Origin of the sequence: Leucobacter tardus, from assembly GCF_017583045.1 — a bacterium.
GTDB lineage: Bacteria > Actinomycetota > Actinomycetes > Actinomycetales > Microbacteriaceae > Leucobacter > Leucobacter tardus.
This window is the reverse complement of sequence record NZ_JAGFBF010000001.1, coordinates 631,458-650,639: the sequence shown is the minus strand read 5'-3', so window position 1 is coordinate 650,639 and position 19,182 is coordinate 631,458. Positions and strand designations below refer to the sequence as shown.

At 69.3% G+C, this 19,182-nt stretch carries 17 protein-coding genes; 6 read left to right on the top strand and 11 right to left on the bottom strand.

The window, feature by feature from the left end; translation table 11 throughout:
• Positions 1 to 22: 22 nt before the first annotated feature.
• Positions 23 to 1,072: a lipoate-protein ligase LplAB gene (gene lplAB, locus J4H85_RS03110; protein ID WP_208236776.1), complete on the top strand. Its 1,050-nt coding sequence runs from the start codon at positions 23 to 25 to the stop codon at positions 1,070 to 1,072.
• 33 nt (positions 1,073 to 1,105) lie between these two features.
• On the opposite strand, the gene J4H85_RS03105 is transcribed toward lplAB, so the two are convergent.
• The 3 genes from J4H85_RS03105 to J4H85_RS03095 form a co-directional block, all read right to left on the bottom strand.
• Positions 1,106 to 2,068: a quinone oxidoreductase family protein gene (locus tag J4H85_RS03105; RefSeq protein ID WP_208237332.1), complete on the bottom strand. Its 963-nt coding sequence runs from the start codon at positions 2,066 to 2,068 to the stop codon at positions 1,106 to 1,108.
• A gap of 74 nt (positions 2,069 to 2,142) precedes the next feature.
• The gene (locus tag J4H85_RS03100; RefSeq protein WP_208236774.1) at positions 2,143 to 4,137 is read right to left on the bottom strand and encodes a YhgE/Pip family protein; all 1,995 of its coding nucleotides are present in this window, start codon (positions 4,135 to 4,137) and stop codon (positions 2,143 to 2,145) included.
• Entirely contained in the window at positions 4,134 to 6,824 is a 2,691-nt protein-coding gene (locus J4H85_RS03095) for an MMPL family transporter (protein WP_208236772.1), read from the bottom strand. Before J4H85_RS03095 ends, J4H85_RS03100 begins: the two co-directional genes overlap by 4 nt.
• A 157-nt stretch (positions 6,825 to 6,981) precedes the next feature.
• On the opposite strand from J4H85_RS03095, the gene J4H85_RS03090 reads away from it, so the two are divergent.
• The 5 genes from J4H85_RS03090 to J4H85_RS03070 all read left to right on the top strand — a co-directional run bounded on the left by J4H85_RS03090 (position 6,982) and on the right by J4H85_RS03070 (position 11,810).
• Positions 6,982 to 7,704, top strand: coding sequence for a TetR/AcrR family transcriptional regulator (locus J4H85_RS03090; RefSeq protein WP_208236770.1), 723 nt, complete (start codon positions 6,982 to 6,984; stop codon positions 7,702 to 7,704).
• A 9-nt stretch (positions 7,705 to 7,713) separates the two neighbouring features.
• Positions 7,714 to 8,319, top strand: coding sequence for a dCTP deaminase (gene dcd, locus J4H85_RS03085; RefSeq protein ID WP_208236768.1), 606 nt, complete (start codon positions 7,714 to 7,716; stop codon positions 8,317 to 8,319).
• 67 nt (positions 8,320 to 8,386) lie between these two features.
• Positions 8,387 to 9,781, top strand: coding sequence for a sigma-54-dependent transcriptional regulator family protein (locus J4H85_RS03080; RefSeq protein ID WP_208236766.1), 1,395 nt, complete (start codon positions 8,387 to 8,389; stop codon positions 9,779 to 9,781).
• A gap of 93 nt (positions 9,782 to 9,874) precedes the next feature.
• Entirely contained in the window at positions 9,875 to 11,398 is a 1,524-nt protein-coding gene (exaC, locus tag J4H85_RS03075) for an acetaldehyde dehydrogenase ExaC (RefSeq protein WP_208236764.1), read from the top strand.
• The gene (locus J4H85_RS03070; protein WP_208236761.1) at positions 11,385 to 11,810 is read left to right on the top strand and encodes a DUF779 domain-containing protein; all 426 of its coding nucleotides are present in this window, start codon (positions 11,385 to 11,387) and stop codon (positions 11,808 to 11,810) included. Before exaC ends, J4H85_RS03070 begins: the two co-directional genes overlap by 14 nt.
• Positions 11,811 to 11,837: 27 nt before the next feature.
• Here J4H85_RS03070 and J4H85_RS03065 read toward each other — a convergent pair whose 3' ends face one another.
• From J4H85_RS03065 to rpmB, 8 genes are all read right to left on the bottom strand, one after another.
• Positions 11,838 to 13,823, bottom strand: coding sequence for a bifunctional copper resistance protein CopD/cytochrome c oxidase assembly protein (locus J4H85_RS03065; protein ID WP_208236759.1), 1,986 nt, complete (start codon positions 13,821 to 13,823; stop codon positions 11,838 to 11,840).
• A gap of 119 nt (positions 13,824 to 13,942) precedes the next feature.
• Positions 13,943 to 14,221 carry an HU family DNA-binding protein gene (locus J4H85_RS03060; RefSeq protein ID WP_208236757.1) on the bottom strand — a complete coding sequence of 93 codons (279 nt, stop codon included), beginning with the start codon at positions 14,219 to 14,221 and terminating at the stop codon, positions 13,943 to 13,945.
• A 161-nt stretch (positions 14,222 to 14,382) separates the two neighbouring features.
• Positions 14,383 to 15,813 carry an MFS transporter gene (locus tag J4H85_RS03055; RefSeq protein WP_208236755.1) on the bottom strand — a complete coding sequence of 477 codons (1,431 nt, stop codon included), beginning with the start codon at positions 15,811 to 15,813 and terminating at the stop codon, positions 14,383 to 14,385.
• A 55-nt stretch (positions 15,814 to 15,868) separates the two neighbouring features.
• Positions 15,869 to 17,050 (bottom strand): M20 family metallopeptidase, encoded by a 1,182-nt coding sequence (locus J4H85_RS03050; protein ID WP_243893309.1) that lies wholly within the window; start codon positions 17,048 to 17,050, stop codon positions 15,869 to 15,871.
• A gap of 33 nt (positions 17,051 to 17,083) precedes the next feature.
• Positions 17,084 to 18,283 carry a M24 family metallopeptidase gene (locus J4H85_RS14230; protein WP_208236751.1) on the bottom strand — a complete coding sequence of 400 codons (1,200 nt, stop codon included), beginning with the start codon at positions 18,281 to 18,283 and terminating at the stop codon, positions 17,084 to 17,086.
• A 177-nt stretch (positions 18,284 to 18,460) separates the two neighbouring features.
• Positions 18,461 to 18,766: a 30S ribosomal protein S14 gene (gene rpsN / locus J4H85_RS03040; RefSeq protein WP_208236749.1), complete on the bottom strand. Its 306-nt coding sequence runs from the start codon at positions 18,764 to 18,766 to the stop codon at positions 18,461 to 18,463.
• A gap of 2 nt (positions 18,767 to 18,768) precedes the next feature.
• Positions 18,769 to 18,936 carry a 50S ribosomal protein L33 gene (gene rpmG / locus J4H85_RS03035; protein ID WP_200114837.1) on the bottom strand — a complete coding sequence of 56 codons (168 nt, stop codon included), beginning with the start codon at positions 18,934 to 18,936 and terminating at the stop codon, positions 18,769 to 18,771.
• Positions 18,936 to 19,172, bottom strand: coding sequence for a 50S ribosomal protein L28 (gene rpmB / locus J4H85_RS03030; protein WP_208236747.1), 237 nt, complete (start codon positions 19,170 to 19,172; stop codon positions 18,936 to 18,938). Before rpmB ends, rpmG begins: the two co-directional genes overlap by 1 nt.
• Positions 19,173 to 19,182 lie beyond the last annotated feature (10 nt).

Sequence of the window (19,182 nt, the reverse complement as noted above, 5' to 3'; positions counted from 1 at the left end):
AAACAGAGTGCGGGAGGCGAGCATGCACGGCGAATACAAGGTCCCGGGTGGAAAACTCGTGGTCGTCGACTTCGAGATCGTGGACGGAGTGATCCAGGACTTCCAGCTCTCGGGCGACTTCTTCCTCGAACCGGACGAGGTGCTCCTCGATATCAATCGTGCGGTCACCGGGCTCACCCCGAACAGTACGCTCGAGCAGACCGCGGCCGCGATTTCGGCCGCACTGCCCGCCGACGCGCACCTGCTCGGGTTCACCCCCGAGTCGGTCGCGATCGCGGTACGGCGCGCCGTGACGGGCGCCGCGCACTGGCGCGACTACGACTGGCAGATCCTGCACGAGCCGCCCGTGGCCCCGGCGCTGAACGCTGCGCTCGACGAGGTGCTCGCGACCGCGGTCGGCGAGGGCCTCCGTGGCCCCACGCTGCGCATCTGGGAGTGGAATGCGCCCGCCGTCTTCATCGGCAGCTTCCAGTCCGTCAAGAACGAGGTCGACGAGGAGTCCGCCGCCGAGCACGGCTTCGGCATCGTGCGTCGCATCTCGGGCGGTGGCGCGATGCTCATGGATCCGGCCGAGTGCATCACCTACGCCCTCTACGTGCCGGGCGAGCTCGTGCGGGGCATGAGCTTCGCCGACTCGTACGCGTACCTCGACGAGTGGGTGCTCGAAGCGCTGAAGGCACTCGGCATCGACGCCGTGTACAAGCCGCTCAACGACATCACGAGCCCGCACGGCAAGATCGGCGGAGCCGCGCAGAAGCGGCTGGCGTCGGGCGCGGTCCTGCACCACGTCACCATGGCCTACGACATGGACGGTGAGAAGATGGCGCGCGTGCTCCGCATCGGACGCGAGAAGCTCTCGGACAAGGGGACGGCGAGCGCCCAGAAGCGGGTGGACCCGCTCCGCAGCCAGACGGGGCTGAGCCGGGAGGACATCATCGCGAAGATGATCGAGGTGTTCCGCGCGCGCCACGGCGGGGTCATGAGCGAGGTCACCGAGACCGAGTACGATGCCGCCGAACGTCTCGTCGAACGCAAGTTCAGCACGGAGGAGTGGATCCGCCGGGTCCCCTGAGCGACCCGGCGGACGGCCGGAGGCCGGCGGCCCCTACGGTTCGAGGATCACCTTGCCGGTGGTCCGGCGCCCCTCAAGGGCGCGGTGCGCCTCGGCGGCCTCGGCGAGCGGGAATCGCGCGCCGATCCGCACCTGCAGCTGCCCCGCCTGCATCGCGTCGAAGAGCTCGGTGTAGCGCCAGGCCCGCTCCTCGGGCGTCCGCAGGAAGTGCCCCATGGAGGGGCGCGTCAGCGTGACGGATCCCGCCGCGTTCAGGCGCTGCGGGTCGAGGGCCGGTACCGGTCCGCTCGCCGCGCCGAACAGCACGAGCGCACCCCGCACCCGCAACGCGCTGAGCGAGTCGTCGAAGGTCCGCGCTCCGACGCCGTCGTAGACCACGGAGACGCCCTCCCCGTTCGTGAGCTCTCGGGCCCGCTCGGCGAAATCGTCGTAGCCGAGCACCTCGCTGGCACCCGCACCGAGGCTCAGTTCGGCCTTCTCGGGGGTGGAGACCGTGGTGAGGACCCGGACGCCGCGTGCCGACAGCAGCTGCGTGAGCAGCAGTCCGACCCCGCCGGCACCGGCGTGTACGATCACGGTCTCGTCGGACTCGGGGTGCGCCGATGAGTTCGCCAGGTAGTGGGCGGTCACGCCCTGCAACGGCAGCGCGCCGGCCGCGTCGAGAGCCAGGCCCTCCGGAACGCCGACGGCTTTCGTCGCGTCGACCACGAACTGCTCGGCGTACGTGGCGGATGCTTCCGCCGTGGTCACGCGGTCGCCGACCGAAAACCCGGTGACGCCGTCACCGACGGCGATGACGGTTCCCGACGCCTCTCCGCCCGGGGTGAACGGGAGCGGCACGTCGTAGGTGCCCGACCGCTGGTACGTCTCGATGAAGTTCACGCCCGTCGCGGCGGTGCGGACGAGCAGCTGGCCGGCGCCGGCCGACGGCTCCTCCCGCTCCTCGACACGCAGCACCTCGGGGCCGCCGATCTCGTTCGCAACAATCGCTCGCATGCTCATACTCCGAGCCTAGGGAATTCGGACGGCGACGGCATCCCCCGGTTCACCAGGATCGCACCCCGTCGGTCTCAGACGGGGCGCGTCGTCCGACGCTCGCGCACGACGGCGAATGCGGTCAGCACGATGCCGGAGAGCCCCCAGAGCACGAGCAGGAAGACCGCGAGCCCGGTGCCGGAGGCGCCGGTGGCGACCGCACCGAATCCGTCGAGGGCCGCCCCGACCGGGCTCGCCCCGCCGATCGTCTGCAGCGGTCCGGGTACGGTCGCCACCACCCCGACGGCGAAGGCGACCACGAGCAGCAGGAAGGCGATGAAGCGCCCGAACCCGCCGAGCAGCGCCGAGAGTCCCTGGTTGACGAGGCCGAAGACGACGCCGGCGAGCAGTGCCAGTCCGGCGAATCGCAGCGCCTGACCGGGCTCGTACCCGAGCGCGACGGGCAGCACGATTCCGGCGATCGCACCCTGCGCGGCGCCGAGCGCGAGTGCCGGGACGATGCTGTGCATTGTGATCCGGCCCACGCCGAGCGCAGCCTCACGTGTCCGTCGCCAGAGCGGCGCGAGCAGGAGGAACATCGCGAGCCCGCCCGCCCACAGGGCGATACCGGCGAAGAGCGGCGCTCCGGCGGCGGTGAACAGGTCGCCGCTCTCACCCTCGGCGGACACCGGGGTGATCGCCGTCTCGGCGATCCGGTCGCGCTCGGACTCCGAGTAGTCGGGAATCTGCTGGCGCGCGTCGACGAGGCCGTCGGCGAGATCGCCGGCACCGTCGGCCGAGGCGCGCGTGCCGGTCGCCAGCTGCGAGGCGCCCGCGGCGAGTTCGGGCGTCTGGGAGGCGAGCTGCGATGTGCCGCCGGCGAGCGCTCCCGCACCGCCCGCGAGCTGCGACACGCCTCCGGCGGCGGTCTGCGCTCCGGCCGAGAGTTCGTGCGCACCGCCGGCGAGACCCTCGGCCGCAGTCGCGAGTTCGGCCGAACCATCGGCGGACTGCTGAGCCGCAGTCGCGAGCTGCTCCCCCGAGGCGCGCAGCGTGCCGAGCTGTCCGATGCCGTCGCCGAGCCCGGACTGGGCCGCTCGCAGTTCCACGAGCACCTGCTCCCGCTGCTCATCGGGCACCGGGATCGCGCCGCCCTCGATCGCGGCGATGAGTCCGCCGAGCTGCTCCTGCACCTCGGCTGCGCCGGGCGCGATGGCATCGATCGCCTGATTGACGCCGCCCGTGTACTCCCGTACGCCGTCCGCGAGCTGCTGCTGCCCCGTGGCGGCCGTGCGCGCGCCCGCCGCGAACTCACCGACGCCGCCGGCGAACGCGGCCATACCGCTCGCCAGCTGCTGTACGCCCGATGCCGCCTCGTTCGCACCCCCCGCGAGTTCGTTCGCGCCGCGAGAGAGCTCGTCGGTGCCGGTCACGAGCTGTTCGGTTCCGTCGGCGAGCTGCGAAGCGCCGCCGGCGAGCTGGGTGCCCCCGTCGGCGAGCTCGCGCGCGCCGTCCGCCGCTGCGCCGACGCCGTTGCCGATCTCGGTCATGCCGACGAAGACGCCGCCGACGAACTGCTCGCCGAGCTGCTGATTCAGCAGGGAGGTCGCGGTCGCGGTGACGACACCGGTGAGCGCGTTGTCGATGAGCCGGCCGCGGTCGCTCGAGTCGACCGTGATGCGGGCCTGTTCCGGGTTCTCGGGATCGGAGGAGAGCGAGGTCGCGGCGCTCGAGAAGTTCTCGGGGATCGTCACGACCGTCGCGTACCGGCCCGCGTCGAGACCGGCGGCCGCCTCGCTGGCGTCCGTGAGCTGCCAGCTGAAGTTCTGCGCATCGTCGTCGCTGCCGTCCCCGATGAGTTCACCCGCGAGGAGCCGCCCGAGCGGCACGGTCTGTCCGTCGACCTCCGCGGGCTCGTCGAGGTTCACGACCGCGGCCGAGACGGTGTCGAGCCGGTCCTGCGGGTTCCAGAGCCCCCAGAGCAGCACGCCCGCGATCGTGAGCGGCACGAGGATCACGCCCAGCACGGTGCTCCATCGGGCTGGTCGGCCGCCGCGGCGCTGCAGGTGGAAGGGGGTGCGTGAGGTCATCGGACGACTTCCTGCTTCTCGGTGACGGAGGTGATGCGGGTGCCAGACGGGAGGATCTGCTCCGCGAGCTGAGAGGTGCCGACGATGACGATGGTCACGGGCGGTGCGCTGCCGCGCTCTGCCTCGACCGCTCGGCCCTCGAGTGCCGAGCGCATCGCCGGGATGCCGGCGATTTCGGGTGCGGCGAGCGCCGAGCGCAGGTCGAGCACGATGAGGGACGGCCGGTCGTGCAGCGCGGCGCGCAGCGTCATCGGATCGGCGTCGGCGGCACGCGATCGCAGTGTGGCCGCGCGTTCGGGCAGGATCAGACCGGTCACGGTGAGCGTGCCGGACTCCGGGGCACGCCGGCCCGTGAGCGCCTGCGTCAACGGTGCGGTCGCGCGGCTCGCGGGATCGAGCACGAGCGCCTCGCCCGATCCGAGACGGATATCGGGGATCCTATGTCCGGCGACGATCAGATCCTTGGAGGCGATGCGCGCGTCCGGCATGTCGACCGGCCACCCGCGATGAGCGAGCTCTCGGGCGATGCCCTCACCCTCGACGTCGAACGAGGGGAGCACGCGATCCAGCCAGCGCGGCATCCGCCACGCGCGTTCTCCGAGCAACGCGAGTGCGGCGGGCACGAGAGTCATGCGCACGATGAACGCGTCGACGAAGACGCCGACGGCGAGGCCGAGTGCGATGACCTTGATGGAGGGATCTCCCTCGGGCACGAACGCGGCGAAGACGGCGAACATGATGAGCGCGGCCGCAGTGACGACGCGCCCCGATCCGATGAAGCCGCGCCTGATCGCGGTCTGCGCGTCCGCGCCGTGCACGTGCTCCTCGCGGATGCGCGAGACCAGGAACAACTCGTAGTCCATCGCGAGTCCGAAGAGCACGCCCATCAAGATAATCGGCATGAAGCTGAGCACCGGTCCCGTGGACGGCACGTGCAACAGGTCTTGCAACCACCCCCACTCGAAGACCGCGACGACGGCGCCGAACGCGGCGCCGACCGAGAAGAGGAACCCCAGGGTCGCCTTGATGGGCACCCAGATCGACCGGAAGACAATGGTGAGGAGGATCAGCGACAGTCCGACCACGAAAGCGCCGAACGGGATGAGCGCGTGCAGCAGCATGTTCGAGACGTCGATGCCGACCGCCGTGAATCCCGTCACGGCGAGGCTGACCCCGAACTCCTTCTCCCACTCATCGTGGTGATCGCGAAGCGTCTGCACCAACTCGGCTGTGCTCTCGGCGTGCGGGCCCCCGTCGGGCACGACCTGCACGATGCCGGTGTCGGCACCGGGGTTCGGTGTCGCGAGCGGGACATCGGCGACGCCAGGCACGTCGCGCACCGCATCGGCGACGTCGACCATGAGCCCGACCGGGTCCTCGCTCGTGATGATCGATCCCGTGAGGATGAGCGGACCGTTGTAGCCCTCGCCGTAGTGCTCACCGGTGAGCTCGTAGGTCACTCTGGCCGGGTCGTCCTCGGGCAACGATGTCGCGTTCGGCAGCGCGAGCCGGAGATCGAGTGCCGGAATGGCGGCCACGATGAGCAGCGCGAGACCGGCGAGCAGCGTGATGAGGGGACGCTTCGTCGCACCGTCGACCCAGCGCCCGAAGAATCGTTCGGCGAACCCGGCGCGGGGCGTCGTCTGCGGCGCGGCCTCACGCTGCTTGCGTGGGAGGATCCTGCGGCCCGCCATACCGAGGATCGCGGGGGTGAGGGTCACCGCGATGAGTACCGCGATCGCGACGGCGGCGGCTGCGGCGACGCCGAGCGCCGTGAGGAACGGGATGCCCGCGACCGAGAGTCCGACGAGCGCGATGATGACCGTCACACCTGCGAAGACCACGGCGGACCCGCTCGTCGCGGTCGCACGCGCGATGGATTCGTCGACCTCGAGTCCCGCCCGCAGCTGCTCTTGGTGGCGGCTCACGATGAACAGGGTGTAGTCGATACCGACCGCCAGTCCGAGCATGAGCGCCAGCATCGGCGTCGTCGAGGTGAGCTCGATGAACGCGGTGACGGTGAAGAGGGCCGCGATCGAGACGCCCACCCCGATGAGCGCGATGAGAATCGGCATGCCCGCGGCGATGAGCGAGCCCAGCGTCAGGATCAGCACGACGAACGCGATCACGACTCCCACCGCTTCGGTCGGCGAGACCCCGGGCACAGCAACTGAGAACGCCTCGCCGCCGAAGGACACCTGCGCACCGGCCGGCAGCGCGTCGGTGAGCGTCGTGCTCGCCGACTCGATCACCTCGAGTGTGGAGTCGGGGACGGAATCCGACGTCGCATCGATCTGAATCGTCAGCAGTGCCGCGTTTCCGTCGTCGGAGAGACCCACCGGGGGTTCGGAGAACGGCGTCGTGACCGCCGTCACCCGGTCGGCCGCCTCGAGGTCGTCGACCACGTCGAGGATGGCGCCGCGGTACGGATCGGCGTCCACGCGCGCGGCATCCGCTCCCACGACGATGATGGTGGCGCTGGTGCCGCTGACCTCCTCGAAGGTGCGGCCCAGGGTGTCGAGCGCCTCCTGGGACTCCGTGCCGGGAATGGAGATGCTCGCGTTGGCGCCCTGCCCGAACACGGCGGCACTCGTGCCGAGCAGCGCGAGCACGGCGATCCAGATGATGAGCACGAGCTTGCGCGCGCGCACCGCCCCCTGTGCCAGGGCGTAGAGGAACGTCGACATCGGGGCCTTCCGGTCGAGAGGGACGGGTGACGCGCTGCAGCTCAGTTCTGCTGGACAAGCGTGTTCGATACATCAGTGTATCCGACTCGATACACTGATGTATCGAGAAGGCTCCCAGGTACGCGAGTACGGCGCTGCGGCGTGCCAGAATGATCGAATGGAGGATTCCTCGATCACCGAAGCAGCGCACGACGCAGCTCCGACCGCGCGCCGGCGCGAGACCCGCGCACGCCTGATCGATGCGGCGACCGACGTGTTCGTCGAAGAAGGCCTGCAGGGGGCGTCCGTCGAGTCGATCTGCACGCGCGCCGGCTTCACGCGGGGCGCGTTCTACTCCAACTTCTCGAGCAAGGAGGAACTCTTCCTCGCTGCGCTCACGCATGAGCACGAGAAACGGCTCGAGAACCTGCGCACACGCGCCGCCGAGCTCGAGCCCCGCTTGCACACCCTGGAGACACCGCTCGAGCGACAGACGCTCGCCGCGTACGTCACCGACTTCGTCGCTCCCACCGAACCGACCCTCGACTGGTTCCTCCTCGAGACCGAGTTCGTGCTCCTGGCCACCCGGGACGCCGCCCTCGCCCCGGGGTTCGCGGAGTTCCTGCAGCGCTTCGAGGGCGCCATCGCCGCCATCGTCGAAGACCTCGTCGCAGCCGCGGGCCGCCGATTCCTCATCCCGGTCGATCAGGCGGTCGCGACCTTCAGTGCGCTCTACGAACGCTCCTATCGTCTCCGCGCGCTCGACCCCGGGCAGACCACGGTGACGGCCGACCTCGGCGGGCGCATCGCCGAGCTCCTGTTCATCGTCACCGGCCCGATCGATGGCGCGACGGACACCTGCGAGATCTGGTCCACCGCCACGTTCGGAGACACCCAGTAGACTGTCACGGTGCTGCTCTCCGATCGCGATATCACCGCCGAACTCGAGTCCGGCCGCGTCGCCCTCTCCCCGAGTGACCTCTCGATGGTGCAGCCATCGAGCGTCGACGTGCGTCTCGATCGCTATTTCCGGTTGTTCGACAACCACAAGTACGCCGTCATCGACCCCGCTGAGGAGCAGCCGGAGCTCACGCGTCTCATCGAGGTCGATCCCGCCGAAGGCTTCATTCTCCACCCGGGCGAGTTCGTACTGGGGTCGACCTTCGAGCAGGTCACGCTGCCCGATGACATCGCGGCGCGCCTGGAGGGCAAGAGCTCCCTCGGCCGTCTCGGTCTCCTCACCCACTCGACCGCCGGGTTCGTGGACCCCGGGTTCGAAGGGCACGTCACCCTCGAGCTCTCGAACATGGCGACGCTGCCGATCCGCCTCTGGCCCGGAATGAAGATCGGGCAGCTCTGCTTCTTCCGCCTGTCGTCGCCCGCCGAGCGCCCCTACGGCTCCGGCGCTACGCACTCGCGCTATCTCGGACAGCGCGGCCCCACCGCGTCGCGGTCGCACCTGAACTTCCATCGCATCGACGTCACGGGCACTGACGCCGGCCATACCGGCGGGTAGCGCTCTCGCCACGAGCCGCCGTCGCGGGTAGGCTCGAACGCATCGACCACGCTGAGGAGGTCGGAGCGTGACAACGGTGTGGCAGGCTCTGCGTCCGGGCGAATCCCCGCTCGAACGACGACGCGTGATCGAGCGCGCCCACGAGCGCTTCATCTCCGAATTCGCGCAGGGTCCCGGCGTGTTCGATCCGCCGATCGTGGAGCGCCCTGGCACCCTGCTGCCTGGCTTCTCCACTCCGGACGCCCCGCGGCGGATCGTCCTCGACTCCTGGTTCCGGTCGCGCGGTGTCGATCCGGATCGCGGAGCGGTGCACTCGATCGTGGACACCGATGAACTCGCCGAGCTGCGCCGCACCCATCCCCTCGACCGCGTACTGCCCGTCCTGCAACGTCTGCTCTTCGAGCAGGCGTCCGAATCGGGGTTCATCGTCGCGATCGGCGACGCAGAGGGACGGCTGCTCTGGGTCGACGGCGACCCCGGACTCCGGTCGCGTGCCGAGGACATGGGATTCCGCTCCGGCGCCGACTGGTCGGAACGCGCGGTGGGCACGAGCGCGCCGGGCAGCGCGCTGGCGCTCGACCACGCGATCCAGGTTCTCGGACCCGAGCACTACTCACGCGCCGTGCACGAGTGGAGCTGCACCGCGGCACCGGTGCACGACCCCGAGAACGGCGCCATCATCGGCGTCGTCGACATCACGGGCGGAGACGCCGCCGCGGCCCCGCACCTGCTGCCCCTCGTCGAGGCCACCCTCGCCGCCGTCGAAGCCGAACTGCGCATCGCGGCGCTGACGGCGCGCATCGAGCAGGCGAGAAGCGCGAGACCCGCCGCAGACGCGGCCCCCCGCACGCGCACTCCGCGTGATCCCGAATCGCCTGCGCCCCGCCTGCTGACACTCGGCCGCCACACACCGGTGCTCGCGTGCGTCTCCGGCACCCACCGGCTCACCAGTCGGCACGCCGAGATCCTGCTCGCCTTGGCTGAGACGCCCGCCGGCCTGTCCGCCGCCGCACTGGCCGAGGTCGTCTACGGCGATCGGGGCAGCGCCGCCACCCTACGCCCCGAGCTCCTGCGACTCAGGCACTGGCTCGACGCCCACGCGGTCGGTATCGAGATCAGTACGCGTCCCTACCGCCTCAGCGGGGCCCTCCGCATCGATGCGCGCGAGATGCTCGCCACACTCGGGCGCGGGGCGCACCGCATGGCCCTCGCCTCCTACGAGGGTCCGGTCGTTCCGGGATCGACCGCGCCGATCGCGATCCACCTGCGGAACGAGGTCGACGCGACCCTGCGCGAAGCCATGCTGCAGAGCGCCGCCGTCGACGCGCTGTTCGATTACGCGGAAGCCTGGGCGCCCGACGACCGCGAGGTGTGGGAGACGCTCCTCCAGATCCTTCCGCCGCACTCTCCGCGCCGTGCCCGCGCCGTCGCACGCCTCGAGGCCCTCGAGTCCCTCGGCTGACCCGAGCAACCCGGGCAACCCGTGCAACGTCGGTGCAACCTCGCACCGCATAGGCTCTCCGGCACCTGACAACGACGTCGAAGGAGATCGCAGATGACCACCTACGCAGCACCCGGACAGCCCGACTCGCTGGTCCAGTTCAAGAGCCGCTACGACCACTACATCGGCGGCGAATGGGTCGCCCCCGCCTCCGGGCAGTACTTCGAGAACGTCACCCCCGTCACCGGCAAGGCCTTCTGCGAGATCGCGCGCGGCACCGCCGCGGATATCGAGGCCGCCCTCGATGCCGCGCACGCCGCGGCGCCGGCCTGGGGCAAGACGGCGGTCGCCGAACGTGCGCAGATCTTGAACCGCATCGCCGACCGCATCGAGCAGAACCTCGAAATGCTCGCCGTCGCCGAGACCTGGGACAACGGCAAAGCGGTGCGCGAGACCCTGAACGCCGACCTGCCGCTCGCCATCGATCACTTCCGCTACTTCGCCGGAGCGATCCGCGCCCAGGAGGGCGGTCTGTCGCAGATCGACGAGGATCTCGTCGCGTACCACTTCCACGAGCCGCTCGGCGTCGTGGGCCAGATCATCCCCTGGAACTTTCCGATCCTCATGGCGACCTGGAAGCTCGCCCCGGCGCTCGCCGCGGGCAACGCAGTGGTCATCAAACCCGCCGAGCAGACGCCCGCATCCATCATGGTGCTCGCCGAACTCATCGGCGACCTCCTGCCGGCCGGCGTGCTCAACATCGTGAACGGGTTCGGCGCCGAAGCCGGCAAGCCGCTCGCCTCCAATAAGCGCATCAAGAAGATCGCGTTCACCGGCGAGACGACCACCGGGCGCCTCATCATGCAGTACGCGTCCGACAACATCATTCCCGTCACCCTCGAGCTCGGCGGCAAGAGCCCGAACATCTTCTTCGAGGACGTCATGGCCCAGGACGACGGCTACTTCGACAAGGCGAAAGAGGGCTTCACGATGTTCGCCCTCAACCAGGGCGAGGTGTGCACCTGCCCGTCGCGCGCACTCATCCAGGAATCGATCGCCACCGACTTCCTCGACGCCGTTGTGGAACGGACCAGCCGCATCACGCGCGGCAACCCGCTCGACACCGACACGATGATCGGCGCGCAGGCGTCGAACGACCAATTCGAGAAGATCAAGTCGTACCTCGACATCGGTCGTCAGGAGGGCGCCGAGATCCTGATCGGAGGCGGGGTCGACGACCTCGGCGGCGAATTCGCCGACGGTTTCTACATCCAGCCGACGATCTTCCGCGGCGACAACTCCATGCGCATCTTCCAGGAGGAGATTTTCGGTCCCGTCGTCTCAGCGACGACGTTCACCGACTTCGACGACGCGATCCGCATCGCGAACGACACGCTCTACGGACTCGGGGCGGGTGTCTGGAGCAGGACCGGCAACATCGCCTACCGTGCCGGGCGCGCCATCGAGGCGGGCCGCGTCTGGGTGAACAACTATCACGCCTACCCGGCGCACGCGGCGTTCGGCGGCTACAAGTCCAGCGGCATCGGACGTGAGAACCATCTCATGATGCTCGACCACTACCAGCAGACGAAGAACCTGCTGGTGAGCTACCGGGAGACGGCGGATGGCTTCTTCTGAACCGATTGCGGCACGGCCGGAGGTCGCCGGCGAGACGGAGAGCCGCCTCGCCTTCACTCCGGAGGCGCTCGCCCTCATCGACCGACTCTGGCAGCTGCACGGTCCGCTGATGTTCCACCAGTCCGGCGGGTGCTGCGACGGCAGCTCGCCCATGTGCTACGCGGCGGGCGAGTTCCGCACCGGCGGGCAGGACGTGCTGCTCGGCACGCTCGAGCTCGATCCGCTGAACCTGCCCGACGGGTCGTCCTCCGGCCCGCGTGAGATCGCGTTCTGGATGTCGTCGGAGCAGTTCACCCTCTGGGCGCACACGCACCTCACCGTCGACACGGTGCCGGGGCGCGGCAGCGGGTTCTCGCTCGAGGCCCCCGAGGGTCAGCGGTTCCTCATCCGATCCCGACTCCTGCACACCTGAGCCGCGAGCCGAGCGCGACGTCCGCCCCTACCGCAGGCGGGCGTCGCGCTTCGCCTGCGTGGCGAGCATCTCGTTGTAGGCGTGCAACTCGGCATCGCCCGAGCGATCCTCGGCGCGATCACGGCGCTTCTGCTCCTTGGCGTCGGTACGAGACCACTGCATCGCCACGATGAGCGCGAGCGCGAGCGTCGGCAGCTCGCCGATGCCCCACGCGATGCCGCCTCCGGTGTTCTGATCCTCGAGCGGCGGAGCGCCCCAGGTGCGGCCCATCGCCCCGTACCAGTCGGCGAGGATCAGGTTGTCGCCCGTCATGATCGTGACCCCGAAGAACGCGTGGGACGCCATGGTCGCGAAGAGCGTGACGATGCGCAGCGGGTATGGGAAGCGGTACGGCACGGGATCGATCCCGATCATCGACAGGCTGAACAGGTAGCCGGAGATCAGGAAGTGGATGATCATCCACTGGTGACCGAGATGCTCGACGGCCGCCCACCGCACGATGCCGGTGAAGTAGAAGAGCCAGAGTGATCCGGCGAAGTTCACGGCCGCGAACGCGGGATGCGTCACGAGTTTCGAGAACGGGGTCTGCACGCCCCACATGATCCATTCGCGACCGCCCCACGAGCCGTCGCGTCGCTTCTCGGTGCCGCGGAGCGCCAGCGTGACCGGCGCGCCGAGCACCAGGGCGAGCGGGATCAGCATGGTGAACATCATGTGCCCGAGCATGTGCACGCTGAACAGGTACTGCTCGTAGGCGTTGAAGGCACCGTTGGTCGTGTAGAACAGCAGCGCCATGCCGAGCAGCCACGCGATGGTCCGGCCCACGGGCCAGGCATCGCCGCGGCGGCGCAGCCGCCACACGCCGGCGAGGTAGAGCGCGGCGCCGAAGACGCAGACGAGCGTCCACGCGAGATCGAACTTCCACTCGGTGACGTAGCTCATCGCGGTGAGCTCGGGCGGCAGCGGGTCGCCGGTGAGCCACTCGGCGGGGCTGATGGTCGATCCCTGATCACGCGCCGGTTCGAGCGACACCGGGGTCTCGGTGCGGCCGAGGGCGCCCGCGACGCCGCTCGCGACGCCCATGACGGCGAGCTCGATGGTCACGAACCAGGCGAAGGCCCGACTCCCGTTCGTCGTCGCGATGCGGGGGATCAGCCGGCGCCGCTGCACTGCGCCGAGCACACCGAGCACGAGCAGCGACCCGGTCTTCAGCATGACGAGCTGACCGTACCCGGTCGTGAACAGTTCGCTCGGCTGCCCGAGACGGAGCCATGCGCTCACGACGCCGGAGGCCGCGACCCCGACGAAGGCGAACAGTGCGAGCGTCGAGTACCGCGCCACGATCTCGGCGAGGCGCGTGCGCTCCACGGCGAACGCGATGAACACCAGCACGAGCAGTCCGCCGAGCCAGACCGACGCCCCGACGAGGTGCACGAGCAGCGAGTTCACCGCCTGCGCGTGCCCGGAGGCACCGGCCGCGTGCCCCTGCTGCGCGAGCGGCAGGGCCGTGGCGAGCGCCGCGACGAGCACGACGAGCGTCAGTCTGCGCTCGCGGATCGCGAAGCAGAGCACGGTGGTCACCGCGGCGAGCAGCAGCTCGATCAACCACAGCGATCCGAGCTCGACCTCGGTGACGAATTGGGCGAGACCCGCACCGAACGCGGCGTCGCCCGAGAAGCTGAGTCCCGAGATGTCGACGTAGGTGAGCATCAGCACTGCGCCGCTCGAGATCGTCAGCGCTGCGGCTGATCCTGCGGCGAAGTCCATCGCGATCCGCGTCTCCCGCTTCTCGGACGCGAGCGCCCACACGGCCATCACGAGCGAACCGATCAGCCCGGCCATGGACACGTTGACCAGGGTGCGCGCGATCGGGTTGCCGTACCGGACCACGGTTCCGGGGTCGAGCAGGGCGCGCTCCGCTCCGGCTCCACCGATCGACAGACCGGCGATCAGCGCGATCAGGGTAGCCGTCAGCAGCGCGGCGGGCGCGAGGATGCGCAGATGACGAGGCACGGTCTCCAGCCTACGGCGTTCCGGGTGGACGCGCGCTGCGCGCGGTTCGTCGACCCCCGCAAACGCAGCACCCCCCGGCCGGCTGACGCCGACCGGGGGGTGCTGAACAGGGAGAGGTCTTACTTGACCGCGCTCTTGAGCTTCGAGCCCACGGAGACCTTCACGCGCTTGCCTGCGGGGATCTCGATGGTCTCGCCCGTGCGGGGGTTGCGGCCCGTACGTGCAGCGGTGGTGGCGGTCTCGAAGGTCAGCCAACCCGGGATCGACACCTTCTCGCCTGCGGCGACGGTCTCGGACACGGCGGCGAAGAGGCCGTCGACAACGCTCGAAACGGCTGCCTGGCTCTGGCCGGTCTCAGCGGCGATCTTGGCGACGAGCTCGGTCTTGTTCAGTGACATCTCTGGTCCTTTCAAGGCGGCGACCGCGTCGGGTCACGCCTCTGATCGTGTTCTACTGCTCCCCCGGGTGGGCGGAGCGATCGGTTGATCGGTACGAATCTACCTCACACTGGCGGAATTCTGCGGATTTCATTCACACATTTCTCAGGGAGACCGCTCAGTCAGCTACTGCGACGCTTGCCCCCGATGAGCTGTTCGCCCTGCGCGCGCCGCAACGCGTCGTCGCTGCCCGGCACCACGTTGCCGCGCAACGAGCGGCCCGCGGTCTCGTTGAAAGTCAGGATCGACAGGAAGCCGATGAGTCCGGCCGCTGCCAGATACCAGCCCGGGATCAGGACATTTCCGGTCGCATCGATGAGCGTCTCGTTCACGGCGCCTGCAGTTCCGCCGAAGATGGCGGTGGAGAGGTTGTACCCGATCGCGAACCCCGAGTAGCGGACGGAGGTCGGGAAGAGCGCCGGAAGCGTCGCCGAGATGTTCGAGATCACCATGACGAGGAAGAGCCCGAGCAGGCCGATGCCGGCCAGCTGCGCCCAGAGCGTGTCGATCTGGATGAGCATGATCGCGGGCACGGAGAACACCGTGAACCCGAGGCTCGCGACGAGGAGCAGCGGCTTGCGTCCGATGCGGTCGGAGAGCGCCCCGAACGGCACGATCACCGCCATCATGATCAGCTGGATGATGACGAGCGCGAAGTTCGCCTCGGCTGCGCCGTGCCCGAGCGTGCTCGACAGGTAGCTCGGCATGTAGGTGAGCACGAGGTAGAAGGCCACGTTGATGAGGATCACGAATCCGCCGAGCTTTAGCACCTGAGCCGGGAAGTTCTTGAGCAGGCTGCCGAGCGCTGCGCGCGCCGTCTGGGCCTGACCGGACTGCGCGCCCGCGACGTCCTCGGTGAAGGTGTCGGGTTCATCGGTGCTGCGTCGCAGCCAGACCGCGATCAGTCCGAGCGGCAGCGTGAGCAGGAACGGCAGCCGCCACCAGCCGTCCATCATGCCGTCCTCGCCGACGACGAGCGTCAGGGTGGTGACGAGGATCGCCGCCCCCGAGAAGCCCGCGAGCGTGCCGAATTCGAGGAAGGAGCCGTAGAACCCGCGGCGGTTGTCCGGAGCGTGCTCGGCCATGAAGACCGCGGCGCCGGCGTACTCGCCTCCGGCCGAGAACCCCTGCACCATCCGGCACAGCACGAGCAGCAGGGGCGCCCAGGCTCCGGCTGTCTCGTAGGTGGGCAGGATCCCGATCGCTGCCGTGGAGACGCTGATCATCAGGATCGTCGCCATGAGCACCGTGCGACGACCGACCCGGTCGCCGAGCGGCCCGAGGATGATGCCACCCAGCGGACGCACGAGGAATGAGATGGCGAACGTCGCGAACGCGAGGATCCGCGGCATCGCGCTGCCCTGGTCGCCGCCGAAGTCGAAGAAGAGCGCCGAGACGTAGATGACGAGATACCCGTACACCCCGTAGTCGAACCACTCGATGGCATTGCCGATGGCCGAACCGGCGACCGACTTCCGGGTCCGACTGCGCTGCATCGGCGTGAGGTCGATATCGCGCGTGATGGGCGGCAGCTCGCCGGGTCGTTCGTTCATGATGCCTGCACCTCTTCTCCCCGCGCCCGAGTCCGAGCGCTCGATGCGTTGGAGACTAACGCACCTGCGCCTGCTCCGACAGCCTCAGTACCGTCAGCACGTAGGCCTTCGCCGCGATGTCGAGGTGGGCGACGGGCACATACTCGTCGGGCTGGTGCGCCTGAGTGGTCACGTCTCCCGGGCCGAGGATGATGGTCGGCACCCCGAGGTGCTCGGCGATGAAACCGCCCTCGCAAGCGGCGGTCCACCCCGTCGTGCGCCCGGGCGCGCCGAAGCGCTGCACCGCGGCAGCCGCACTCGTCGCGACCGCCGCCTCCGGCGAGGTGCGGAACCCCGGCATGGCCATGTCGACGCGCCCGGTGAGCGTGATGCGCTCGGCGCCCGCGATCCCGGACGCGGCGAGGTCGGCCCTGGCGTCGTCCAGCAACTCGGCCAGGATCGCCTCCGGATCCTCGCCGGGCATCGTGCGGCGGTCGACCGTGACGGTGCACTGTCGCGGAACCATCGAGGTGCCGCTGCCGCCCGTGATCGTACCGACGTTCCAGCTCGCGCTGCCGAGCAACGGGTCGGGATCGGCCGCGCGCGCGTCGGCGTGCCGCGCGTCGACGAGCTGGACGAGACGACTCGCAGCCGAAATGGCGCTCGCACCCTCCTCCGGTCGACCCGCGTGCGCCGAGGCCCCGACGAGGTCGACGATCAGGTTGCTCGCTCCGCGACACGCGACGACGACGTCGAGGTCGGTGGGTTCGGCAACGATGCAGGCGATCGCGTCGGGCATGTCGAGCTCGGGGAGGGCCGCGTGGACCCCAGTCGCCCGGTCCTCCTCGTCCACGGTGCAGAGGAGCTCGAGACGGATCCCGGGCACGACTCGCGAAACTGCCGCCATTGCAGCGATCACCGCCGCGAGTCCGCCCTTCATATCGGTCGACCCGCGGCCGACGATCCGGTCATCCGCGACGCGCGGCTCGAACGGTGCGCCGGACCATCCCTCCCCCGCGGGCACGACATCGCTGTGCCCGAGGAACAGGATCGTCGGAGCGCCTTCCGGCCCCATCGCCGCCCGCAGGTTCTGCCGGCCGGGAGCGACCTCCTGCAGCGTCACCGCGGCACCGGTGCGCTCGGCGATCCCGCGCAGCGCGGCAACGGACCGCTCCTCGGTGTCGCCCGGATTCTCACCGCCCGCGCGGATCAGATCGCAGGTGTCGGCGATGATCCGATCGAGATCGAGAGACGCCAATGCCTCAGCCTCAGCGGCGTGCGCGACACCCACTCAGGCACCCCGCACGATGAGGCGTCGCGGCGCATCCGTCAGCACTTCCACACCGTCAGCGCTCACGCGGATCGTCTCCGACAGCTCGTACCCGTATCCGATCATCCACATGCCGGCGATCATGTGGAACGTCATGTTCTCCTGCAGCTCGGTCGTGTCGTCGGCGCGCAGGCTCACGGTGTGCTCGCCCCAATCCGGCGGGTAGCCCACCCCGACCGAGTAGCCGAGGCGCGAGCGCTTCTCGAGTCCGTGCTGCGCGATCACCCGCTCCCACGCGAGCACCGGGTCGGCTGCCGTCGCCCCCGGGCGCACGGCGTCGAGCGCCGCCTGCAGACCCTCGACGGTCACCTTCGCGACCCGGTCGAGCTCGGCACTGGGGGTGCCGAGCGCCACGGTGCGCGCCAGCGGCGCGTGATAGCGGCGGTAGACGCCGGCGAGCTCGATGGAGACGCCCTCGTTGCGCACGAGCGGTTTGCCCGTCCAGGTGAGGTGCGGCGTATCGGCGCCCTCCCCGATCGGGAGCATCGGCATGATGGCGGGGTAGTCGCCCTCACTGCCCGGCACTCCGCGCGCCTGCTGCGCGAGGATGAGCGCCGCGAGCTCCGCCTGCGAGACGCCCTCGTCGATCGCCTCGATCCCCACCCGCATGGCCTCGCTCGCGATGACCCCCGCCCGGCGCATGATGTCGATCTCGGTGTCCGACTTCACGACCCGCACCCAGTTCACGAGCTCGTGGCTGTCGACGAGTTCGATACCCGGCATCGCCGCCGTCACCGCGTCGGCGAATGCCCGGAAACTGCGCGGGGAGAAGAAGTGCGCGTCGCCCTCGTAGGCGATGCGCCGCGTACCGGGAAGGATCCGATGCGTCGCCACGAGCTGCTCCGCGCACCACGTCATCGGGTGGCGATCCTGCTGGTGCACATAAGTCTCGGGGTAGCCGAGCACCCAGCTCGCACCCACCACGGCGGTCCGGTGCGCGCCCACCGCGTCCATCTCGCGCATCATCAGCGTCACGTCACCGCCGACGGGCACGTACAGCGCTTGCGGCATGTAGAAGGACCAGGCGTTGTACCCCGTGAGGTAGTACAGGTTCGCCGGGTCGACGACGAGGATCCCGTCGAACCCGTCGCGCACGAGTGCTTCGCGCACCCGATTGATCCGCGACTCGTACTCCGCCCGCTCGACCACGATCTCCGCCACGAGACGCCCCCTTGTTCCTGCCGTTCACCGCTCTGTCATCAGCACTGATCTCACGCTATCTGCGCGCGGGGCGCGCACACAATCCTGCACGCGCGGTCGACCCGTCGATGCCGTGCGCACACAGCACAGCGGGCGCACCCCCGAGGGGATGCGCCCGCTGTCAGGAAAGCGGTGGGCTTACCAGCTGGACTTCGTGATGCCCGGCAGTTCGCCGCGGTGCGCCATGGCGCGGAACCGCACACGGCTGACGCCGTACTTCGTCAGGACACCGCGGGGGCGGCCGTCGATGACGTCGCGGCTGCGCACGCGCACCGGCGAGGCGTCGCGGGGCAGCTTCTGCAGACCGACGCGTGCGGCCTCGCGGCTCTCATCCGATCCGTTCGGATCGATGAGGGCCTTCTTCAGCTCGGCGCGACGCTCCGCGTAACGGGCGACGACAGCCTGGCGCTGCTTGTTCTTGGCAATCATGCTCTTCTTCGCCATGATTAGCGCTCCTCTCGGAAGTCGACGTGCTTGCGGACCACCGGATCGTACTTCTTGAGCACGAGGCGGTCGGGGGTGTTGCGACGGTTCTTCTTCGTCACGTACGTGAACCCGGTGCCCGCCGTCGAACGGAGCTTGATGATGGGACGGACGTCCTGCTGCTTCGCCATTAGATCTTCACCCCGCGCTTCTGGAGGTCGGTGACGACGGACTCGATACCCCGAGCGTCGATCACCTTGATGCCCTTAGCCGACAGGGTGAGGGTCACCTTGCGGCCGAGCGAGGGCACGTAGTAGGTCTTCTTCTGGATGTTCGGATCGAACCGACGCTTCGTGCGACGGTGCGAGTGTGAAATGTTGTGACCGAAGCCGGGAACGGCGCCGGTCACCTGGCACACTGCTGCCATGGTGTTTCCT